Here is a 20,535-nt window from a genome sequence, read left to right as displayed (position 1 = left end):
TGCGCTTGCCAGCAATATATCACCAGATTCCTCTCTCACCCAGCTTACGTGAAAGCCAGTTGGCAGCAAGCAGGAAGAATACATTTATTACTGACTGGAAAAGACCTATTGCAGTTGTCAAACTGAACTGCAGTCCCTTAATACCAGCTTTATATACATATGTAGAGATAACTTCTGCATACTTCATAACGAGGTTGTTCTGAAGTGCGAATGGTCTGTCAAAGTTTGATCCAATGATATTACCAAGAGCCATTATCAAAAGAACTACGATAGTAGGCTTGATTCCCGGAAGTGTAATGTGCCACATCTTCTGGAAACGTCCGGCACCGTCTACGCTGGCTGCCTCATAAAGTTCAGGTGAAATACCTGCAATAGCAGCAAGATATATGATTGAGTTCCATCCAAAACTCTGCCATACACCAAGGCCGATATATGTTCCAACCCAGTGTGCAGGATCATTAAGAAATGGGATAGGCTCTCCTCCAAATGCCTTGATAGCCATATTTACAAGACCATCTGTAGGTGTAAAGAGCTGAAGTGCAAGACCATAGATAATAACCCATGAAAGGAAATGAGGCATATATGCAATAGTCTGAACTGTCTTTTTGAACATTTTAAATCTGAGCTCATTTAAAATAAGAGCAAATATGATCGGTATTGGGAATCCGATAACCAGATCAAAAAGGTTAAGAACAATTGTGTTTCTCAAAGAATTGATAAAATCTTTTGTACTAAATGCTTTGATGAAGTACTCCATACCATGATTCTTGGCCCATGGCATTTCCCAGATAGACTGGACAATGCTGTATTTCTTGAAAGCGATCATGATGTAAAGCATTGGAATGTACTTGAAAATAATCAGATAGATGATTGGCAGAGCAAGAAGAACGTATAACTGCCAGTAGCGCTTGATGTAGACACCAAAGGACTGATTACTCCCCTTCCTCTGTGTTTTGGTTCTGCTCATAAACTCCTCCTAAAACCCCTATATTCTTTTATAGAAATATTGCACAATTTCTACTCTCTTATTGTAAGTTATCGACGTCAGATATTCCTATCAAATATTGACTATCACTTACTAATAAATGCGCGCTTTGTGCACAGTGCACAAATTCAAAAAGCTGATAACTGTAGGTTTTGTCCATGCAGTTACCAGCTTTTATTATATTTAATATATCTTTCTGCCCTTCTCGTCAGAAATACCACTCTTTCTATAGAAGTAAGAGTTCACCTGATCTCTCCACTCTTTTGCATTGTAGATCTGCAGTTCGAACCTGTGGGAGACATTCTCAAATACTTCTGAAGGAACCTTTCCTTCAAGACTCTTCCAGGTTTCATAAAGTTCTTCAGCCTCTGCTTCGCCTTCAAAATGGCTGTCATAAATGTGCTGGATCAGTGTCTTTCCTGTTTTGAGCTTCCATGTATATGGAATGTGGTGGAAGAAAAGAAGCAGCTCTTCAGGACATTTTTCAGGATCATTGTACTTTTCAGCATTTTCTTTGTAATACTGCTGAGCGTATCCTGTTCCCTTGTCTGATCTGTCAACACCGATTCCCAGGTGGTCTGCCCTGTGATATGTGCCCCATCTTGAGTACTCATATCCATCAACGCTTGGGCCGTAGTGATCATGTGGTGTAACCATCCAGCCGATTCCAAGAGGACTTGTGTACTTTTCATATATCTCGCGAGATCTTAAGAGCATATCTGTAAGCTTATCTTCATCCACTTTTTCAAGGGCAAATGTAAGTCTTATCCACTCTCTTGCTATTTCTTCAGAGGAAAGCTCCGTGTCAAAGGCAAGTCTTCCGAAACCGTACAGGTTTGCTGCTGCCAGATAATTTCCTGTCCAGTTCCTGTCATTACCGGTATTGATAACTGCTGCCATTCCTGCAAGCTTATTACCAAAAGCTCTTCCGCTCACTACATCTGCAACAGTATCATTTTCTTTTTGACAGTAGGTCTTAAATCCAAGAACCTCCTTGAACATTGGCATAAGATAGCAAAGATCTATCTGATGTCCTGTGTATTCCTGTGCAATCTGAACTTCCAGCATCTGATTGGTCTTTGTAAGTCCACCAATAAGTGGAGAAATAGGCTCTCTGATCTGGAAATCCATAGGACCGTTCTTTATCTGAAGGATAACATTGTCATGATATGCTCCGTCAAAATCCTTGAAGTAATCATATCCGGCTCTTGCTCTGTCTGTCTTGTAATCTCTCCAATCCTGAGTGCAGTTGTAAACAAAGCATCTCCAAATGATTATCCCGCCATAAGGAGCAACTACATCTCCCAGCATATTTGCGCCATCTGCCTGTGTTCTTCCGTATGTGAATGGTCCGGGCCTTCCCTCTGAGTCAGCCTTTACAAGGAATCCTCCGAGATGCGGAAGCTTTCCGAATACTTCTTTTGCCTTCTCTTTCCACCAGCCTATAACATTTGCATCAAGAGGATCACAGACTTCAAGGCCTCCAAGTTCTATAGGTGCAGCGAAATTAAGGGACAGATATGTCTTTATTCCATAATCTGCAAATACCTCAGACAACTCTTTTACCTTGTCAAAATATCTGTCTGTAATAAGGTAAGTTGCTGCATCCTTAACATTTACGTTGTTAATGACAATTCCGTTGATACCGATGCTTGCCATGAATCTTGCATAGTCACGGGTTCTCTCATCAACCACGATCTCTTTATTTTCGAAAAAGAAAGACTGTCCTGAGTAACCTCTTTCGATGCTGCCATCCATATTGTCCCAGTGGTTCATCATTCGAAGTGGGTTGGATGGAGTCTTTTCCACATTGATCTCAAAAAGTTTTTTTCCACAGGAGAGCTGTCTTAATAGTTCAAAGGCTCCATATAATGCACCGTTATCATCTGATGCAGAAATGCTTACAGATGAGGCATCGCTCTCAAGCTTAAAGCCTTCCTTTGCGATGGCATCCTCTTTTTTAATAGTAAGAGCAATGTCAAAAGAGCCTGCGTTATCCACAACCTCATCTGATACAATTCCCTTTAATCCACTTTTGAGTTCACAAAGCGCACTCTTTATCACCTGTGAATCCTTGTTAAACCCTACCACTTCACAGCTAACAGTCTTGTTATCATTACTTACATTCTTATAACCAAGCCAAAGCTGTGTCCATTCTTTATTCCCCATTTTAGTTAAAATCCTTTCTCCTAAAAATCTTCTTTTATGATAAAATAGTCAACGTAATATTGCAGTTTCCTAGATAAGGAGCGTTATTAACATGATAAGTGACATCAATGAACAGGCCCGTGAAGACATATTCTATGACACCTTAAAAGGTGTTCTTTTATATCACAATACGCTTTCAGAATATCCTCTGCACTGGCACAACGAAGTTGAACTTATTCTTATTGTTTCCGGCACACTGAATATCAAATTTCATAACGACACGCAGTCCATGATCTGCTGTAACCCCGGAGACATTGTGCTTATAGCACCCGGAACCCTGCATGAATATCTCTCAGATACTCCAGGCGGTGAAAAACTGATTCTTCTTTTTGATATCGGTGGATATTCTCAGGTTTCATCACTTGTTCCTCTTCTCAAAACTCTTCCGCCTTATGTTCACATCAAGCAGAATGAGTATCCTCTTGAGGACGCCCGTCTTCAGAACTATTTCTGGGAAATAGACAGGCTTTATGGTGAAAGCGATGAGTTCCTTCATATATCTGTTTACTCACTGGTAACTCTTATTCTCGCCCAGATAGGAAGCATGCATCCCAATGATGTTCCATCGGCTGTTGTAAATGATGACCCTCAGCGCAAGAACATCGACAAGCTTGTTTCTGTTACAAACTATATCGATTCCCACAGGTCAGATGACCTTAGTGTTGAGCAGCTTGCTGAGATTGCAGGCTTTTCCAAATTTCACTTTGAAAGACTCTTTAAGTCTTACATGGGAATCTCTTGTTATCAGTACATTACCAAGCGCCGCGTGCTCATGGCTCAGGAACTTTTAGGTGACACAGATCTCTCCGTTATGGACATTGCCATGCAGTCAGGATTCTTTAGTCTTTCAACCTTTAACAGAGTGTTCAAAGACACCAACGGCTGCTCACCTACGGAGTACCGCAAGCTCTACAGAGCAGGCGCGGACTTAAAATCATAAATAATTATTCTACTGTAATCTCAAATGGTGCAAGTGGCGTGCCTGTTTCATTCTCGATAAGGCCGCCGTGGTAAGTGTTCTCACAGCACCATTTGAGTTTTATTTTTTTGCTACCTTTATCTATCTTAACTAATACCTTATCTCCCAAAAGAGCTGCCTCTGCCTTTTGCGAAGTGCCTCCTTCATTCTCGATATAAAAATCAAGAAGTTCGTATCCTTTGCCCTCATCAGCAACTTTAAGTCCCGCAGTATGAGCTAGTTTTATCTCAGCATAAGCTTCATCATCTTCTGTGACAATCTTTGCACTCTCAATTTCAGGTCCTTTGTATTCTGCGCCGCAGCCATACTTCATATGAGCTGCCCAGAGAGCCATTCTCTCTCCAATAGGCTCTTTTACCGTAGGATGAAGGTCATTATCCTCTCCAAGTCCCAGTGTAACAATAAGTCCGGTCATTGGAATATCCAGTATCCTATTCTGAACAAGTCTGAATCTTCCCCAATCATCCGTGCAAGGAAGCTGGTCTATTACAAAGTTTGGAAGCTGAACTGCAATGAAAGGAAGGTTCTCATCATTCCAAAGCTTTCTGTATCCAAGGACCATTCTCTTAGTAAGATCCGCATAGTCCTCATCTCTCTCAACATTTGACTCACCCTGATACCAAACCACACCATCAATAGGATAGTTTTTGCAGGGAGCTGTCATGCCATTGAAAAGACCTGTCGCTTTCCAGTTAACAAAGTCTGTAGGCTGTATCTGTTCGCACTCTGCAGCAATCTTATATTTGTAAGTACCATTCATATAAACGGTCGCATCCTGATTAAAGATCTTTAGCTCTTTTTCCGGAGTAAATCTTCCAAGACCGTTCTCCACACAAAGTCTTATAACTACTTCGTTATCCTTTTCTCTTGTAAGTCCTTCAGGAATATCGTACTTACGTGGTGGATACTGATAAGCAGTCTCACCGACTTTTTGCCCGTTTATAAAAATAGTGTCGCTGTCTACCATTGTTCCCATAAAGAGCCTTGCTGACTTTCCCGCAAGTTCTTTTGGCAGATCAAATTTCTTTCTAAACCACACAGAGCCTATAAAGCCATCAAGCTCAGTTCCCTTGAAAAATCCCGGAACTTCAAAGGTTTTCCAGTCACTGTCATCTGTGCTTTCCAGCTGCCAGTTGTTCTTTATTCCTTCATCTTTCTGATAAAGAGTATTTCTCCATGCGTCGCCGTTTGCTATATTCTTGGCAATCTGTCCATCGTAGAACTCTTTATCTGCATATCTGTCAGCCTCTTCCAAGAGCTCATCATAACCCTCAAGCATTTCTCTGCCCATCCAGCCAAAAATCCTTGAGCCACCAAGGCTTGCATTGATTATTCCTATGGTCTGGCCTGTAAGCTTTTGAAGATGCTTGGCAAAAAAGTACCCAACAGCGGAAAAATCCATAATTGTCTCGTGCTTAACTTCAGTCCAGCTACCTGTGTGATGCTCCTCTAAAGGTCCGCTGTAAGAAGTCTCCTCAACGATTTTGAATGTACGTATTCTGTTGTTCACGTCGTTTTTTACGACTTCAGGGTACTGATCCTTACATCTTGTAAGTGGAAGTTCCATATTGGACTGACCTGAGCACAACCAGACAAGTCCAAGCATTACATCCTTTACAACCTTTTTCTCACCCTTATCATCACTTACTACAAGTTCGTAAGGGCCACCGCTCTCGCGTGCCGGAAGATAGATATCGAATCTTCCATTTGCATCTGTTTCCCCACTAACCTGATCCTTCTCAAGTGTCGCTGTAACCTTTGTTCCGGGCTCATCCCAGCCCCATATATGAATACTTTTTCTTCTCTGAATAACTGCTCCGTCAGATAATAAACGCGGTAATCTAAGCGTAGACATGATCATAACCTTTCCCATTTATATTTATTTTGATTATACTTTGTGCACGCATTTTTTTACCTCATTATAAGTGCGAATAACTCCCCAGTTATTGCTTACGCGGGTGGCGTGAGTATTCTTTTATTATAAGTTCTTTCTATATAGAAAGAACCATATGATGAAAATCTATTGTAGGTAATGGGAACGATACGATGATCATTTATAAAGTATAGATTGTGGCTGCGTACGCCACCATTGACTGACCCTGAGGAAAACGCTCTTGTCTTCGAGCCGACGGTGAGGATGATGGGAACAGTAGTTAGATTCATGCACCGTCGAATTCAGCATTGTAGCGTTTTCCTCCGCCTCCGTCAATGGCAAGCACCTTCGGTGTGGCTGGTTTTAATTGCCTCTGGCTCTGAATCCAGGAACAGTAGGAGTGGCTACTTTCAAGAGTGTGCCGGGCTATATGCTCATTTCACTGTGACAATCTGGAGATAGGAACCGATGTAGGAGAGGATGTAGGATAAATGCTTGATTTTTGCGCTTTTTATCCCACGTCTCTGAAAATCGGCTTGGATAGAATACGAGGATAAGTATTATAATTCTTTCGCTTTTATCCTACATCTCAGTTAATCTCACCATTTATCCAATTTGCATTGCCAAACAATAGAAATTGCTTTGGGCATATAGCGCTTTTTAAAGCTTCCAGCCACCTAAGATTTTTACTAATTTGTCCTTATAGCAAAAAGAAAAGCCAGGGAATGAACCGAATTCCGTTTCGTTCATTCCTTGGCACATTTTAATGATATCACGTCCAAAATTACCTTGAAATAGACTTAAGGTGGACATTTGGGGGACTAATGGTGGACGGAAGGCTATACATTGCTTAATGATAACTTGATTTCAAAATCCAACTCTTTTTCTAATAAGAAATACTTTTTGTTATTTACCGCCCTACTAATGCTATCATAATACCCATTTGTCATTTCCACAGCAAAATTATAATCATTATAATAACCGCCAACAGTTACCCAAACGCCTATCCAAGATAATATTTTATGATCATAATCAATATCAAGTGTAATTCCGTTTGACGGCCACCTAATGCAAAAATGTCCGTTTTCCGTCATTTCTTGTCCATAATACTTAATCATGTAGCTCGGCTCATATTTCAAAGGATGATTAAAATCATATTCGTATGATGGATAATTGTATTCTTTCTTTTCTCCTAGCATGGAATTCTCCAATACATTCTCTATGTTAGAGATTCCCTTAGGATAAATTATTTCTACATCCGGAGCATATTTTAGCAAACCATGAAAAGTCCAAAAGCAAGGAAAAGGCTCATCAAGATTTTCTATATGATACCTGATAATTAGCGAGTTATTATTTAGCTTATAAGACTTCTTATATAGAAACGGAATATCTCTGTTTATGTAGCTTAATTCCAAATAATCGCCGCCAATAGTATCGATATGCATTTTGCTACGCCATATAGAACCATGATCAAGATAATCTATGTGTTTTCCATTCCAAATATACTCCTCTGGATCAATGTTCGGAAACGCATCATCTAATCCGGAACGATCATATTCCTCAAATCTTCCGCCGGCATCAACTGTTCTGTACTCCCTTTGCTTACATGCTACCACATCAAAGTTGTTATCATTTCTATGAAAAGATATTATTTTTCCGCCCAATTTAGGAATAACTGACACCGATATGTGATCATTACTAAGTTTTAATATATCCTTACTGGTGACCATCACTGTCTTATCAAGCAGAGGTCATCAACCCTTATCCAGTTTCCCGCATTAGAGTCTGCCCATACCCCTATTTGGATTTTCCCGTTATTAACAACGATGTCATCTACTATCACTTCAGTCCAATCTCCCATTGATCTCGCGAGAGAAGCAGATTTTTCTTCTGTTCCCATATTCTTAGCATAGAGTGTAGCTGCATTTTGGCCACCGCTACTTCTAACATAAGCTGACAATCTGTATGTCCCATTAGGAACTGAAAGATTTTCATATACACTAACATTATATGCATTGGCATCGTAAAAGTTTAAACACCAAGTTCCAGTTCTACCCTTATTTAGGTTACTTATGGCTGTAGATGAAGATGTTTTACTGCACCAAGTATTCCAACCAGTTAGAGCATTAACAGATACTCTATCTGCTTCAAAGCTGGGATTATATATATAATTATTTTCTGGTGCAACACTCCAACTCCCTGTACTAATGTCAAAATCCCAACTACTTAAAGAATTGAAATAAGGAATATCTCCATTAAAGCTTAAAGGACACCATTGGTTGTAACCCAACCCGTTCCCTGCAAAATCTGACCATCTGTCTCCGCAATATATTACAGTATTACCAATTGTAACAAAGAATCCTGACTGAGATACGTGGCTGTAATCATACTGTGAACCTTCGAGAACTTGATCTGTAGTATATTGTCCTTGAATAGAATCTGAATAAATGTAGTGAGTAGCTGATGCATTCCATCCATGTAGGTCAGAAGAGCAAATGTAGTACTTACCATTATGCTTAAACATACAGTTGCCTTCTCTACCAACTTTATTTCGTGCAACGCATACGCCTGAGTCTATCGATAAATAGTCTGCTTCATTCAATTTTGCCACATATGTATTTCCTCTTCCACCAGAATTAGAAAATACGAGATATGCCTTACCATCATCATCAATAAAAACTGTCTGATCTCCAGTAACAACACTACTACCATCTGTGATATTCACTTTGTCTTGTATATGATGATATGCAAAGTCTCCTGTTGGAGTATCGCTTGTTGCAAACAATACCCCTGTACCATTATTTCCAACAAATTGTGTTACAAGAACATACTGCATTGTATTAGCATTGTATGCTACTCCCATCCTTCCTAACCACTCACATCCCTCAAGTCCTGGAGTAACACTAGTTAAAACATCATTTTCCTTGGTCCAATTCACAAGATCATGCGAACTATAACATGTAACAGCCGCAAATGACGTGTCGGAATTTTTTCTATATGGATTACTAGCATAAGTAATTGCTCCGTTATATTCAACACCATACCAATAATAGGTACCACCAAAATTAAATATTCCTCCACCCTGCGAGTAAATATTATTTCCTTGAGTATCTTTCCAAAAACAATCATTGTTAATTGTAGCCGCGAAACAATTTAAAGGAACCACCAAAACCATAAATAATGTAAGAATAAAAGAAGAAATAGCTAAACGACATGTTTTTTTCATACACCCTCCAAAAAAGGCAGAGGAAACTCCTCCACTAAGAAATCCCTCTGCCTTATCAACAATTAATCAACAACAATAATTACTTTCCTAAATATTCATCTGCCTGCTTCTGAATCTCTGCCTGTACATCTTCAAGTCCTGCAGCTTTAAGCTTTTCTTCAAGAGTAGTAAGTGCCGCTTCTGTATCTTCAACCATCCCCACCTGCATAGGATTTGCATACTGTTGAAGCACGTTAGTCACATTAGCTACCTGTGTCTGAACATTCTCAACATTTGGTGCAAAAGAAGTCAACTTGTTATCAATCAGCATTCCATCCTCAATCTGAGCCTTAAGAGCAATATAGTCATCTGACCATGTTGCACTTGGAAGGAACTGATCTTTATTAGTAAACCAGAATCCTGCTGCATCTGCCGGATAATCGTTATTATCAGCAGTCACACCATCAGGAAGTCCAATCTTCTGGTCCTCGGTAATTACGTAATTCTTTCCCTCTATACCGTAATAAACAAGATAGTTGTATTCAGGATCTTCCATGATCTTATCAAGCACCATCATTGTTCTCTGCGGATGCTCTGATGTAGCTGCAATACCTACACCATTATTAAGATATGATGTAGCAAGTGAATGTCCCTGTTTATCAAGAAGTGGAACAATTCCTACTTCATATCCTTTATCTTTTGCTGATACAAGAAAACTCTGCATATCAACAGAATTACCAAATGCTACAGCGCTCTTTCCTTCAAGAAATGCGTCTTTACTGCGTACATCATTGGAAAAAACGTCTTTATTGATATATCCCGCATCATACCACTGTTTCATAATGTCAGCGGCATACTTATATGACTCTCTTACAGCCCCTTCATAAATTGGTGTGAACTGACCGTCATCTGATTCAGCATTCCAGAAAATGCCAAGATGATTTGCATCTTCATATCTATCACCATATTCATTTCTAAGTGCGCCAAATGGTGAACCAAGATCATACTGAGAATCCATGTTCATCGGAACAATATCGCTCTCATTTTCCTTAATTGCAGCCAAGTAGTCTGTAAATTCGCTCATCTTTGTAGGAGCAGTTACGTTATACTTATCGCAAAGATCCTTCCTATATGCAGCAACATCGCATCTTCTATCTGGCGTACATGTAGTGATCATATAATTTTTGCCATTAACCTTACTTACATCCCAGGCAATAGGTGCACAATTCTGCCAATGCAAAGGCATATATGTCTTCAGTTCATCTTCTGTAAGTTCATAGAATGCATTTTTAGTTGCTTCCTGTGAATACATACACCAGTCCGCTGTGAATATAAAATCAATGTCATCCCCGGCTGCTAAAAGCAAAGGATATTTTGCGGTATACTCTCCCCAGCTCAAATATCTGATTTCTAAAGATGCATTCAGATCTTTTTCCAGCTTTTCATTGACCGCATTCATAACGTCATCCATTCCTGCAGGTGCTTCACCCAACAGATATCCTACAACATCTACATGCTCAGAGATGTCAATATCAGATGTTTGTGAAGCAGTTTCTCCTGACTCTCCTGCTACTTCTTTTGTACCAGCAGCATTTGCTTCTGATGGAACTTCAGTATTTCCACATCCCGCAAGTACTGAAGCAGCTGTGAGCGCAGCCATCATCACTGCTCCGCCCTTTTGTAACCATTTCCTTTTCATAGTTCACCCTCCATTTAAATTATATTATTCTTTTACAGAACCAATAGTAATTCCTGCCACAAAATATTTTTGGACAAATGGATAAAGAAAAATTATGGGTCCTGTTGCTACCACTGTCATAGCAAGTTTAAGCGTCTCCGTAGGAGTATTTATAACTGCTGCATTTTCTGATGCTGCACTGGATATTTGTGCTGTGGACAACATTCTATAAAGCGTATACTGTAACGGGTACATATTCTTCTTTTCTACAAACATCATGGCTGTCCACCAGTCATTCCAATATCCAAGTGCTATGAATAGTCCAATTGATGCTAGAGCAGGCTTAGACAAAGGTAATACAATCCTGAAAAAAATCCCAAAACTACTAGCACCATCTATTCTTGATGAATCAATAAGCGAATAAGGAATAGAAGATTTTATAAAATTCCTTAAGACCAAAATATTGAATACGCTAAATAACGGAACCAGAATCATTACAAGATATGTATTTTTTAAATGAAGGTTTTTACAAACAATAATGTAATATGATGCTAAGCCTCCATTAAAAAGTTCGGTAAAATACAAAATAAATGCCAGCTGATTTCTGTAATAGAGTTCCTTTCTAAACAGAACATAGGCAGTCATAGATGAAACAAAAAGTGATATTCCAGTTCCTATCACAGTGACGCCAATTGTTACCATATATGCTTTACCGATTTGCTCCGGTCTTTTAAATACAGTTCTATATGCATCTAAAGAAAATTCTTTTGGAATAAGCCTCATTCCATAATTGATCATTGCATGTTCGCTGCTAAAAGAGCTTGTAAACAGGCACGCAAACGGATACAAAGCAATAATTGTTAGTATTCCTAAAAAAACATATGCAAGAATCTGTATCAGAAACCAATCTTTTCCCTTTACTTTCATACCCTTCTCCTAGAACAACGCAGAATCTTCATCAACTTTTTTCACCAGATTATTGACCGTGATTATGATCACAAAACATAAGATAGACTGATAAAATGCAGCGGATGATGCCATTCCAAAATCTGAATTTCCCATAAGCGACCTAAATACAAGCGTATCGATGATATCTGTTGAATCCATCAGAAGACCATTATTTCCGATTAACTGATAAAACATATCAAAATCGCCCCTCATGATCTTTCCAACGCCTAAAAGAATCAAGGTAATTGAAGTAGGCCTAAGCAGTGGCAATGTAATATATCTTATCCTCTGAAACACTGTTGCCCCATCTATCTCTGCCGCTTCATAGCAGGAGCGGTCTAATCCCATAATTGCTGACAAGAATAAAATGCTCCCGTATCCGATCCACTTAAATCCATACAATACAGGTAGCAATATCCGCCAAACTTTAGGGTCGGTTGAAATATTTAACGGATCAAGTGAAAAGAAACCTCTGATCATATTTATGATTCCTGTATCGTAATCAAATACTCTGTATACCAAGCTTGCAAGCACAACCCAAGATACGAAATATGGTAAGAACAAGATTGTTTGTGTGAGTTTTCTAAAAATCTTGTTACCAACTTCTGATAACAAGATAGCTACTAGTGTAGCTCCTATGATATATACCGCTAGGAATACCAGGTTATACAGAATAGTATTTTTAGTTACAAGCCAGGCTTTCCCAGACTTAAAGAAATATGCAAAATTATCAAATCCATTCCATGGGCTTCCAAATATGCCCGCCCTATAATTGAATCTTTTAAAAGCAACAATTATACCTGCCATCGGGTAATATCGAAAAACTCCAAACCATACAAAAGCAGGCAAAAACATAAGATATAGCATCTTATTAGCTTTAATATCCTGCCATAACGTTATTCTTCCCCTCTGATTTTTCTGTTTGTTCTTCATAATCATCTTGCCTCCCATGCATTCATTATATTGTTCAGCAGTTTTTTAAAATTTTAGAATTCTTACGATTTCTTTTGATTTTCTACAAAGCCATTTTCAAAGCTGCCGGTTGCTATATAATTAAGTAGTGGAGAAAGCGAAATTGGGGTAAAGAACATGGTGTTATATCTGGTAGAAGATGAAAGAAATATTCGTGAAAGCATACTATCTTTTGTCAACTGGACTTCTATTGGAATCAGTCTTGTAAAAGGATGTAGAAACGGAAAAGATGCACTTGAACAAATGGAAAAAAATGGTGCCCCGGACATCCTTATTACCGATGTTCGTATGCCGATTATGGATGGTATTGCTTTGGCAAATGAAGTAAGAGCTAAATACCCTGATACAATGATACTGTTTTTAAGCGGATATGCTGATAAAGAATATCTTATGTCTGCTATTCGTCTTGAAGCTTTCCAATACATAGAAAAACCCATTTCTATTGACGATCTAACAACAATCATTTCGAATGCAGCTAATGAATGGCGTAAGCGTAATGCCTCAAAACAAGAACATAAAAAGCTTGAGGCATTTAAAGAGCGCAATCTGACAGCTGTAAAAGAAGCAACTCTGATGTCAATTTTGTCGGGAACAGGCTATGATAGTTCCGGGCTATTTAATGTATCCGAAGAATACTCTCTTATTAGTTCTTTTTATCCCCAATTCATTGCAAATCCAACTGAAGGCCAGGCTTTTTACGAAACCGCCCTTTCATTATTTGTTGATGCCACACTTATAGCTTTTGCCCCAAAGGGCATTCTACATATGATGATAAAAAGAGATTTATCAAACTCATATATTACGTTGCTTAGGGATGGCGACTTATCACGTCTAAACACACGAGCATATATATGCTTCATTGAAAACTTTGATATTTCCAAAATAGATAAAGCATTTTTGAAAACAGAATACTCATTTCTTGAATTTCTTTGCTTCTATCAAATTGAGTACAGTGGTGACTTGAATAACTGGAATCCGGTGCCTTTAAAAAATAACAAGGAAATGATTGACAGGCTAGATGAAGTTCTCATGAATTCTAATAGTAATTCAATAAAAGAACTATTATTTTCTTTCAACAAAGAAATATCCGCAAAGAAGTATGATATACACAGCGTAAGACAGTTTTATCTTGATGCTTATCAACATATACAAAAGCATATGTTTGGAACCGGCAATATGAGTATTGATCAGTACAAGAAATTTGAATCAGCTAAGTCACTTATTGATATTTCAAATATTCTGTCAATATTAGTGGATTCCGGTTCAGATATGGTTAAGTTCAAAGACCCAAGAATTCGAAACATAATAAATTATGTTGAAGACCATATCGATGATACTCAGCTATCTTTAAACCAAATTGCTGATGTGCTTGGGCTTTCGTCCAATTACATTTCCAGTTACTTTGCCAAAGAAGCAGGTATGTCGCTTGGACAATTTATTACCGAAAAGCGCATTAAGAAAGCTGAGAAACTCCTGTTAGGAGGAAACGATAAGATTCAGAACATCGCATTAAAATGTGGTTTTCCCGATCTTACCTACTTTTCATCAGTGTTCAAAAAAAATACAGGTATGAGCCCCGCTGCATACCGGAAGGAAAAGATACATCAATGAAAGAAATCCTCAACAATCTGAGCATGCGAACTAAGCTCATGATTTCATATATCATAGTTTTTGCGGTTGTTATAATTGGCATGCTTAGTTTATTTCTATACTATGCAGATAGACATGCCTCTAAAGAGATGCGTTACTCTGCTGAGTCTTCTCTAGAACAAACACAATCATTGCTAAATTTTAAGACTGCTTCAATAAGAGATATTCTCAATATCTTTTCTGCTAACAATAGCCTGCAAACACTTCTTAAAAAAAATGCTTCAGACTATGACATTGGCTCATGGCAATTAGATAATGATGAACTGCAAAAACTCTTCTTAACAGCTCAGTCAACACCGGACATGACAGACATTCAGCTTTATATGTGGAATGGACCAGCTTCATTCCTTGAGTCTTCCTACATTCATAATCTGCGAAATTATATAACTACGCCCTTTTATCAAAATTACAATTTTAATACCCGCCATCTGTCATGGTATAGAGGTCAGGACTTTCTCCCGGCAAAAAACGCAGATAATATAATTGTTTTAAAAAACATACCTGACATGGAGAATTACGCCAACATCATCGGAGTTGTACGTCTCCAGTTTTCAAAAAGTATTTTTTCTGACACGCTTAATCTTGCCAAAACATCTCCAAACACAATTACCTATCTAGCAAGTGATAGCCAGATCATCGCAAGTTCAGATCTTAACTCAGAACGTGAAGGAAAAATACTTCAAGGTGCTTATAATATCATTCATGACAATTCACAGGATCAAATAGAATCCGGAACGGATATCTCTTTGGATGGCGCAGAATATATCCTATATTTTGTTCCTATTAAAAATTCAAAGTGGTCTCTTTATATGTTAATTCCATATTCAGATATTCGCTTGTCTTCCCGTTCCATAACTATAGTAGCAGTGATAAGTTCCCTTAGCATGCTCATAGTATCTATATTTGCAGCTTGGATATTATCAGAAGGTTATACCAAAAGATTACGCATTCTTTCTCAGCAAATGCGCAATATTGACGATTCTTCTATTTTTTTCAAAGAACTCCCTGCTCCATCTAAGGATGAAGTTGGTGTTTTAACTCAAAACTTTAATTATATGTTGTATCACATCTCTATGTTACTTGATGAAAAATATAAGATGGGTAAAGCTATAAAAAATGCAGAGCTGATTGCTCTGCAAGAACAAATAAATCCGCATTTTTTATATAATACACTTGATCAGATATATTGGCTTAGTGTTAGATACAAAAATCCGGAAATAAGCGAGTTGGTTTTAAATCTTTCAAAATTCTATAAATTAAGCCTAAGCAAAGGCAAGAGCAAAGTACCACTCTTCAGTGAACTAGAGCACGTTAATACATATGTTGAGATACAAAACAATAGATTTGATTATCCAATAACACTTCAAACAGATATTGATGAAAATGTTAAAAATTTTGAGCTACCTAAATTAACACTTCAACCATTGATTGAAAACGCGATTATTCATGGTATAAGCCCCAAAGATAGTCCTGGCATGATCAACATCTCTGCACACCAAAACGATAGGCGCTTTATTCTTATCATAAGTGATAATGGGATTGGTATTGATCCTGAACAGCTTTCTGCACTTCAGTCAATGTTCGCTGGTTCTTTAGATACAGAATCAGGATATGGGCTGCAGAATGTTAGAAACAGGTTGCTACTAACCTTTAATGGTAACGTAAACATATCTATCGAAAGTACAATAAATGTTGGAACCAAAATACAAATCGAGATTTGGTCATAACTTATACGATTAAACTTTTAATCCTTTGTTTTAGGCACTTTTTATAACTTTAAGCGTATAATTTTTTATATGAACAAGAGCAGAAAAATACGGTAGTCCAAGTAGCATAAGCTTTACGGAAGATGAGCTGTATTTTATAGGAACATCCCAGCAAAGATAGCGAATGCTTTATCAGAGCCAAGAGATAGACGTCAAAGAGCCGGATCATTTTGTGAAGCCAGCCACCCCTCATGATGAGGGGTGGCTGCAAGCTCGATATCATGCTATATGCCCAAAGCCGGGTGGACAAGCTATCTAAACATGACCTAGGCTTATGAATTCTGATGATTAAGTCATAGATTTTATAATCGCTTAGCTATACCATGACAAAAAACATGACCTAGACTTATGAAAATCCACTGATTAGGTCATGGATTCTGCAATAGCAAAGCGATATCATGACGAAAAACATGACCTAAACTTATGAAATCCGTTGATTAGGTCATGGATTCTGTAATCACACAGCGGTTCCATGACAAAAAACATGACCTAGACATTTGAAATCTGCTGATTAGGTCATGGATTCTGTAATCGCAGAGCGATTCCATGACAAAAAACATGACCTAGACTTATGAAATCCGTTGATTAGGTCATGGATTCTGTAATCGCAAGGCGTATCATAATAAATTGTCACAGTAAAATGAGCACATAGCCATGCGCACCCATGAAAGTAGCCACCCCTACTGTTCCTGGATTCAGAGCCAGAGGCAATAAAAACCAGCCACACCGAAGGTGCTTGCCCTTGACAGAGCTGATGGAAACGCTACAATGCTGGATCCGACGGTGAGATAGAATCTACTGTTCCCATCATCCTCACCGTCGGCGAGGGGGAGACGGCGTTTCCAGAGGCTAAAGTCAAGGGTGGCGTACGGCGGCGCTATCTAAACTTTTCTAATAAATTAAGTATCTTCCCCAATACATATTCTGATTTTCATCATAGGGTTATTTCTAAAAAGGATGAACTAAATAAAAAAGTGCCTGTAGAGCTTTTTCCTCTACACGCACTTTTCTCTTATTACCTTACAACTCCGAACCCCAGGATTGTAAACTTCTTATCGTTCATGCCGTCCGCCATTTTAATCTCGACTTTGTGCTGCCTGTTTTTCTCTTCATTGAAAAGAATCACGGCATTACAATGTGTCCATCCAACCTCTAACGGATTGACATCCTTTATCTTTTTTTCATCCACAAAAACCTGCGCAGTTCCAAAGGATGCGCTTCCTGAATCCTTGAACACCAGTAGCAGCTTACTGCAGTTAATGTTCATGACAAATGGTTCAGGATCTGAGCTTTTCCCATTATAAGCCCAGTTATTCGGAAATTCAGGTCGTGGAATGATTTCTTCGTCCATCTCCACAAGCTGAACATCCTTATCAACATCGTCAAAAGAACCGGCGTCAAGTTTTGTTATCTTGTATTTCTTTTTAAGAGCCTCTAACTCTTTTTTATCCAGCAGTTCAACCTTCTCAAAGTCCCCACCTATTACCGGATGTGGAAGTGTCTCATCTTCTTCATATGAAGTGTCCCTTGATTCATTGACGTTATCGATCAGATTGATAAGGCAGTCGCTCATTATCTGATGGCCAAGATTACTTGGGTGGTATACATCATAAAAGAACTGATTCTTTGATATAACCCTTCCATCCTCCGGAAGAAGCTTAAACTGCTCTGTTACTGCATCCAGGACACTCACCATAGGAAGATCATATCTGATTCCTACAGGCCCCAATCTGTCCTGAAGATTCCAGTCAAAAGAAAATACTGCAAACAGTAAAACTACTGCCGGCTTCCATGGAAGTGACAGGGCCTTCCTTACAAGGCTCTCGTAGCAGACTCCCTTGGTCTCATCACCTTCATCATTTACAGCAAATTCAATGACTATAAGATCCGGTTTTTCAGCGTAGTCCCTAAGTACATCTCGCTCAAATCTTATCATTCCAAGCTCTGAGGGAGTTCCTCCCACACCTGCCTTGATAAAATTCACTTTCCCGCCTTTGATATATCTTTTCTGGAACTCATCTGCAAAAACTTTTGCATAGCATTTCTCATTTATTGGTATAGCTCCGGCTCCCTGTGTAATAGATCCTCCAATAAAAGAAAGTGTGACATTCTCACCACTTCCGGCCTTACTTAAAACTTTTTCAAGCCTTGCGGTGTTTCCGGCATGCAACAGACTCCGTGAGATCATCTTTTTATATCTTGAAGACTTAAAATCAACCAGCTGTTCCATTGGCTGAACAGGAGCAATGAAGCCCTGATTGAGGTAGAATCTGACATCCGCTGCTGCCTGGATTCCTGAAGTTCCAAACTCAAATCTTATCTGCCCCACTTCTTTATCTGAAGCTTCCCATTCAATATCCTCAAGATTTATAACTGTTTCCATTCCATCCATGTAAAGCTCCTGCTTTATCTGAGTAGCTTTTTGTCCCGGACGTTCAGGATACATCTCAAGTACGAATTTCACAGGTTCTTTTGCATCACGACCTGAAACACTGACACCTATGCTGTGGACAACTGTCTTAAAGCCCTGAGCTGACTTAAGCAGCTCTAACATGTAGTCGTCTTCGATATTACCTGATAATCTGGCAGCATCTATAAGTCTTCCACAGTCCATATAAAGAAACTGAACGCCCCGGCCATCAGGCTGAGGCGCCCCAAATATTTCTTTACCCTGCATTATGAAAAAGAAAGGTCTTTTCTTTGTAGGATCTTTGGGGGCCTTAGGACCCCCAACAGATTTACTGAGCGTTTGCCTCGTCAACATAAGCTTTCCATGTGTCACGGATTGCTTCTACCTGCTCTGAAACAACTACGCCAGGTCCAATGTTCCATACAAAGTCTGAGCCAAGACTGAGGTTAGGAATCATTCCGTGGTAAGCAATTGTTCCCTTTTCTGTCATCATAGTAACTGTCTCATCAACTGCTCTCTCATCGAAGATACCATTTCTGGCTGTTGAAAGATATCCGTTGTAATCAAGGTACTCAGCTGAAGGAGCGTTTGTATAAAGGTTCCATGCAAATGCGATCTTCCAAGCCTTGTCTGCATCGTAGCATGCTGGAATTGCAATTGGGTTGTTTGTCCAAACGTTGATGTAGTCGTTCATCTTAGGTCCCTTAGGGAACATAACGAATCCAACTTCATCCTGCATATCCTCAAGGAAGTTACCAGGTGTTGCGCAGTACTCATCATCAACCATGAATGCTGCCATACCATTGATGAATGCTTCCTTGTAGTAATCCCACTCAGCGCCCTCTGGATCTGGCATGTCATAGTTTGTAAACATGTTTACTGTCCACTCAAGAGCTTCAAGTGTCTCAGGAGACTCAAGGTTATATACATACTTGCCGCTTGCATCCTTGTCGATGTATGATCCGCCGTTTGAGAATACAGCTGCTGTTGTCATGTTACCTTCGTTAAGTGTAAGGCCCCAAACATCTACAGTACCATCGTTGTCCTTATCCTGCTGAACCTTCTGCATAAGCTCTTCGAACTTATCCCATGTCCATGTTCCATCTGCCTGCATATCGTAAAGTGACTCAGGATCGATTCCGGCATCCTTAAGAAGTCTCTTGTTGAAATATACACCTGTACGTGCTTCTGAATATCCAGCGAACATAGCATAGATGCTGTTTCCTTTAGAATACTGCTCATGGAGCTTGTTTCTCTGGAACTTAATGTCATTGAAATCAAGGCAGTCAAGTGTTGCAAGGTCATACATAAGACCATTAGCCATAGCTGATGTGATAGCTGGGTCATCACGAAGTGTGAAGAGATAGTTCTCATCGCCACCTGTTGTTGCATAGTCTACGAAATCTGTAGGTGTTGAACCCCAGTCTCCAAATGCCTGAGACTTGATTGTGAAGTTGTATGTCTGCTGGATCCAATCTCTGTACTCCTGAAGAGCTTCTTCATAATCGTTAGCTGGAGCTGCAGGCTCATCTGATGACCACCAGTCACGGATGATGATCTCCATTCCGCCAAGGTCGATTGGGTTGCCGCTTGCATCTGTGATTACCTGATATGGATCATATTCATCAGATGGTGCTTCTGTAGCTTCTGCAGCTGCTTCTGTTGTTGCTTCTGCAGTAGCTGTTTCTGTGTTTGCTTCTGGCTGAGCAGTATCAGTTGCTGCTGGTGCTGCTTCCTGTGAGCCACAAGCTGCCATGCTGAAAAGCATAGCTGCCATTGTAATAACGGCTGTTGCTTTGTTTGTTAGAGACTTTCTCATACTCTAAAAATCCTCCTTTACCCCCTAAGGTAATATTATTGT

Annotated in this window: 13 protein-coding genes; 3 read left to right on the top strand and 10 right to left on the bottom strand. The window is 39.2% G+C overall.

The window, feature by feature from the left end:
• Positions 1–19: 19 nt before the first annotated feature.
• Positions 20–967, bottom strand: a complete 948-nt coding sequence (locus C4S54_RS02520) for an ABC transporter permease (protein WP_103868131.1) — start codon at positions 965–967, stop codon at positions 20–22.
• Between the two features lie 201 nt (positions 968–1,168).
• Positions 1,169–3,154 carry an alpha-glucuronidase family glycosyl hydrolase gene (locus C4S54_RS02515; RefSeq protein ID WP_103868130.1) on the bottom strand — a complete coding sequence of 662 codons (1,986 nt, stop codon included), beginning with the start codon at positions 3,152–3,154 and terminating at the stop codon, positions 1,169–1,171.
• A gap of 91 nt (positions 3,155–3,245) precedes the next feature.
• Here C4S54_RS02515 and C4S54_RS02510 point away from each other — a divergent pair, with 91 nt between their 5' ends.
• Positions 3,246–4,133, top strand: coding sequence for an AraC family transcriptional regulator (locus C4S54_RS02510; RefSeq protein WP_103868129.1), 888 nt, complete (start codon positions 3,246–3,248; stop codon positions 4,131–4,133).
• Between the two features lie 4 nt (positions 4,134–4,137).
• Here the strand turns inward: C4S54_RS02510 and C4S54_RS02505 are convergent, their stop codons facing one another.
• From C4S54_RS02505 to C4S54_RS02480, 6 genes are all read right to left on the bottom strand, one after another.
• Entirely contained in the window at positions 4,138–6,027 is a 1,890-nt protein-coding gene (locus C4S54_RS02505) for a sialate O-acetylesterase (RefSeq protein WP_160110654.1), read from the bottom strand.
• 857 nt (positions 6,028–6,884) lie between these two features.
• The gene (locus C4S54_RS02500; RefSeq protein WP_103868127.1) at positions 6,885–7,775 is read right to left on the bottom strand and encodes a hypothetical protein; all 891 of its coding nucleotides are present in this window, start codon (positions 7,773–7,775) and stop codon (positions 6,885–6,887) included.
• Positions 7,775–9,271 carry a family 43 glycosylhydrolase gene (locus tag C4S54_RS02495; protein ID WP_103868126.1) on the bottom strand — a complete coding sequence of 499 codons (1,497 nt, stop codon included), beginning with the start codon at positions 9,269–9,271 and terminating at the stop codon, positions 7,775–7,777. The genes C4S54_RS02500 and C4S54_RS02495 overlap by 1 nt, the downstream gene beginning before the upstream one ends.
• Before the next feature lie 79 nt (positions 9,272–9,350).
• Positions 9,351–10,949 (bottom strand): DUF3502 domain-containing protein, encoded by a 1,599-nt coding sequence (locus C4S54_RS02490; RefSeq protein ID WP_103868125.1) that lies wholly within the window; start codon positions 10,947–10,949, stop codon positions 9,351–9,353.
• Positions 10,950–10,973: 24 nt separating this feature from the next.
• On the bottom strand, positions 10,974–11,855 hold the full coding sequence (locus tag C4S54_RS02485; protein ID WP_103868124.1) for a carbohydrate ABC transporter permease: 882 nt from the start codon (positions 11,853–11,855) through the stop codon (positions 10,974–10,976).
• Positions 11,856–11,864: 9 nt separating this feature from the next.
• On the bottom strand, positions 11,865–12,809 hold the full coding sequence (locus C4S54_RS02480; RefSeq protein WP_200821034.1) for an ABC transporter permease: 945 nt from the start codon (positions 12,807–12,809) through the stop codon (positions 11,865–11,867).
• A 156-nt stretch (positions 12,810–12,965) separates the two neighbouring features.
• On the opposite strand from C4S54_RS02480, the gene C4S54_RS02475 reads away from it, so the two are divergent.
• Both C4S54_RS02475 and C4S54_RS02470 read left to right on the top strand, forming a co-directional pair.
• The gene (locus C4S54_RS02475) at positions 12,966–14,459 is read left to right on the top strand and encodes a response regulator transcription factor (protein WP_103868122.1); all 1,494 of its coding nucleotides are present in this window, start codon (positions 12,966–12,968) and stop codon (positions 14,457–14,459) included.
• Positions 14,456–16,225, top strand: a complete 1,770-nt coding sequence (locus tag C4S54_RS02470) for a sensor histidine kinase (protein ID WP_160110653.1) — start codon at positions 14,456–14,458, stop codon at positions 16,223–16,225. The genes C4S54_RS02475 and C4S54_RS02470 overlap by 4 nt, the downstream gene beginning before the upstream one ends.
• A 1,054-nt stretch (positions 16,226–17,279) precedes the next feature.
• Here C4S54_RS02470 and C4S54_RS02465 read toward each other — a convergent pair.
• Together C4S54_RS02465 and C4S54_RS02460 are read right to left on the bottom strand one after the other, a co-directional pair.
• Positions 17,280–19,028: an SGNH/GDSL hydrolase family protein gene (locus C4S54_RS02465; protein WP_103868120.1), complete on the bottom strand. Its 1,749-nt coding sequence runs from the start codon at positions 19,026–19,028 to the stop codon at positions 17,280–17,282.
• Positions 19,003–20,493, bottom strand: a complete 1,491-nt coding sequence (locus C4S54_RS02460; RefSeq protein WP_103868119.1) for an extracellular solute-binding protein — start codon at positions 20,491–20,493, stop codon at positions 19,003–19,005. Before C4S54_RS02460 ends, C4S54_RS02465 begins: the two co-directional genes overlap by 26 nt.
• Positions 20,494–20,535 lie beyond the last annotated feature (42 nt).

It is taken from the genome of Butyrivibrio sp. Su6 (genome assembly GCF_900108105.1).
Classification (GTDB): domain Bacteria; phylum Bacillota; class Clostridia; order Lachnospirales; family Lachnospiraceae; genus Butyrivibrio.
The sequence above is the reverse complement of the archived record's forward strand: the minus strand, read 5'-3'. Positions and strand labels throughout refer to the sequence as shown.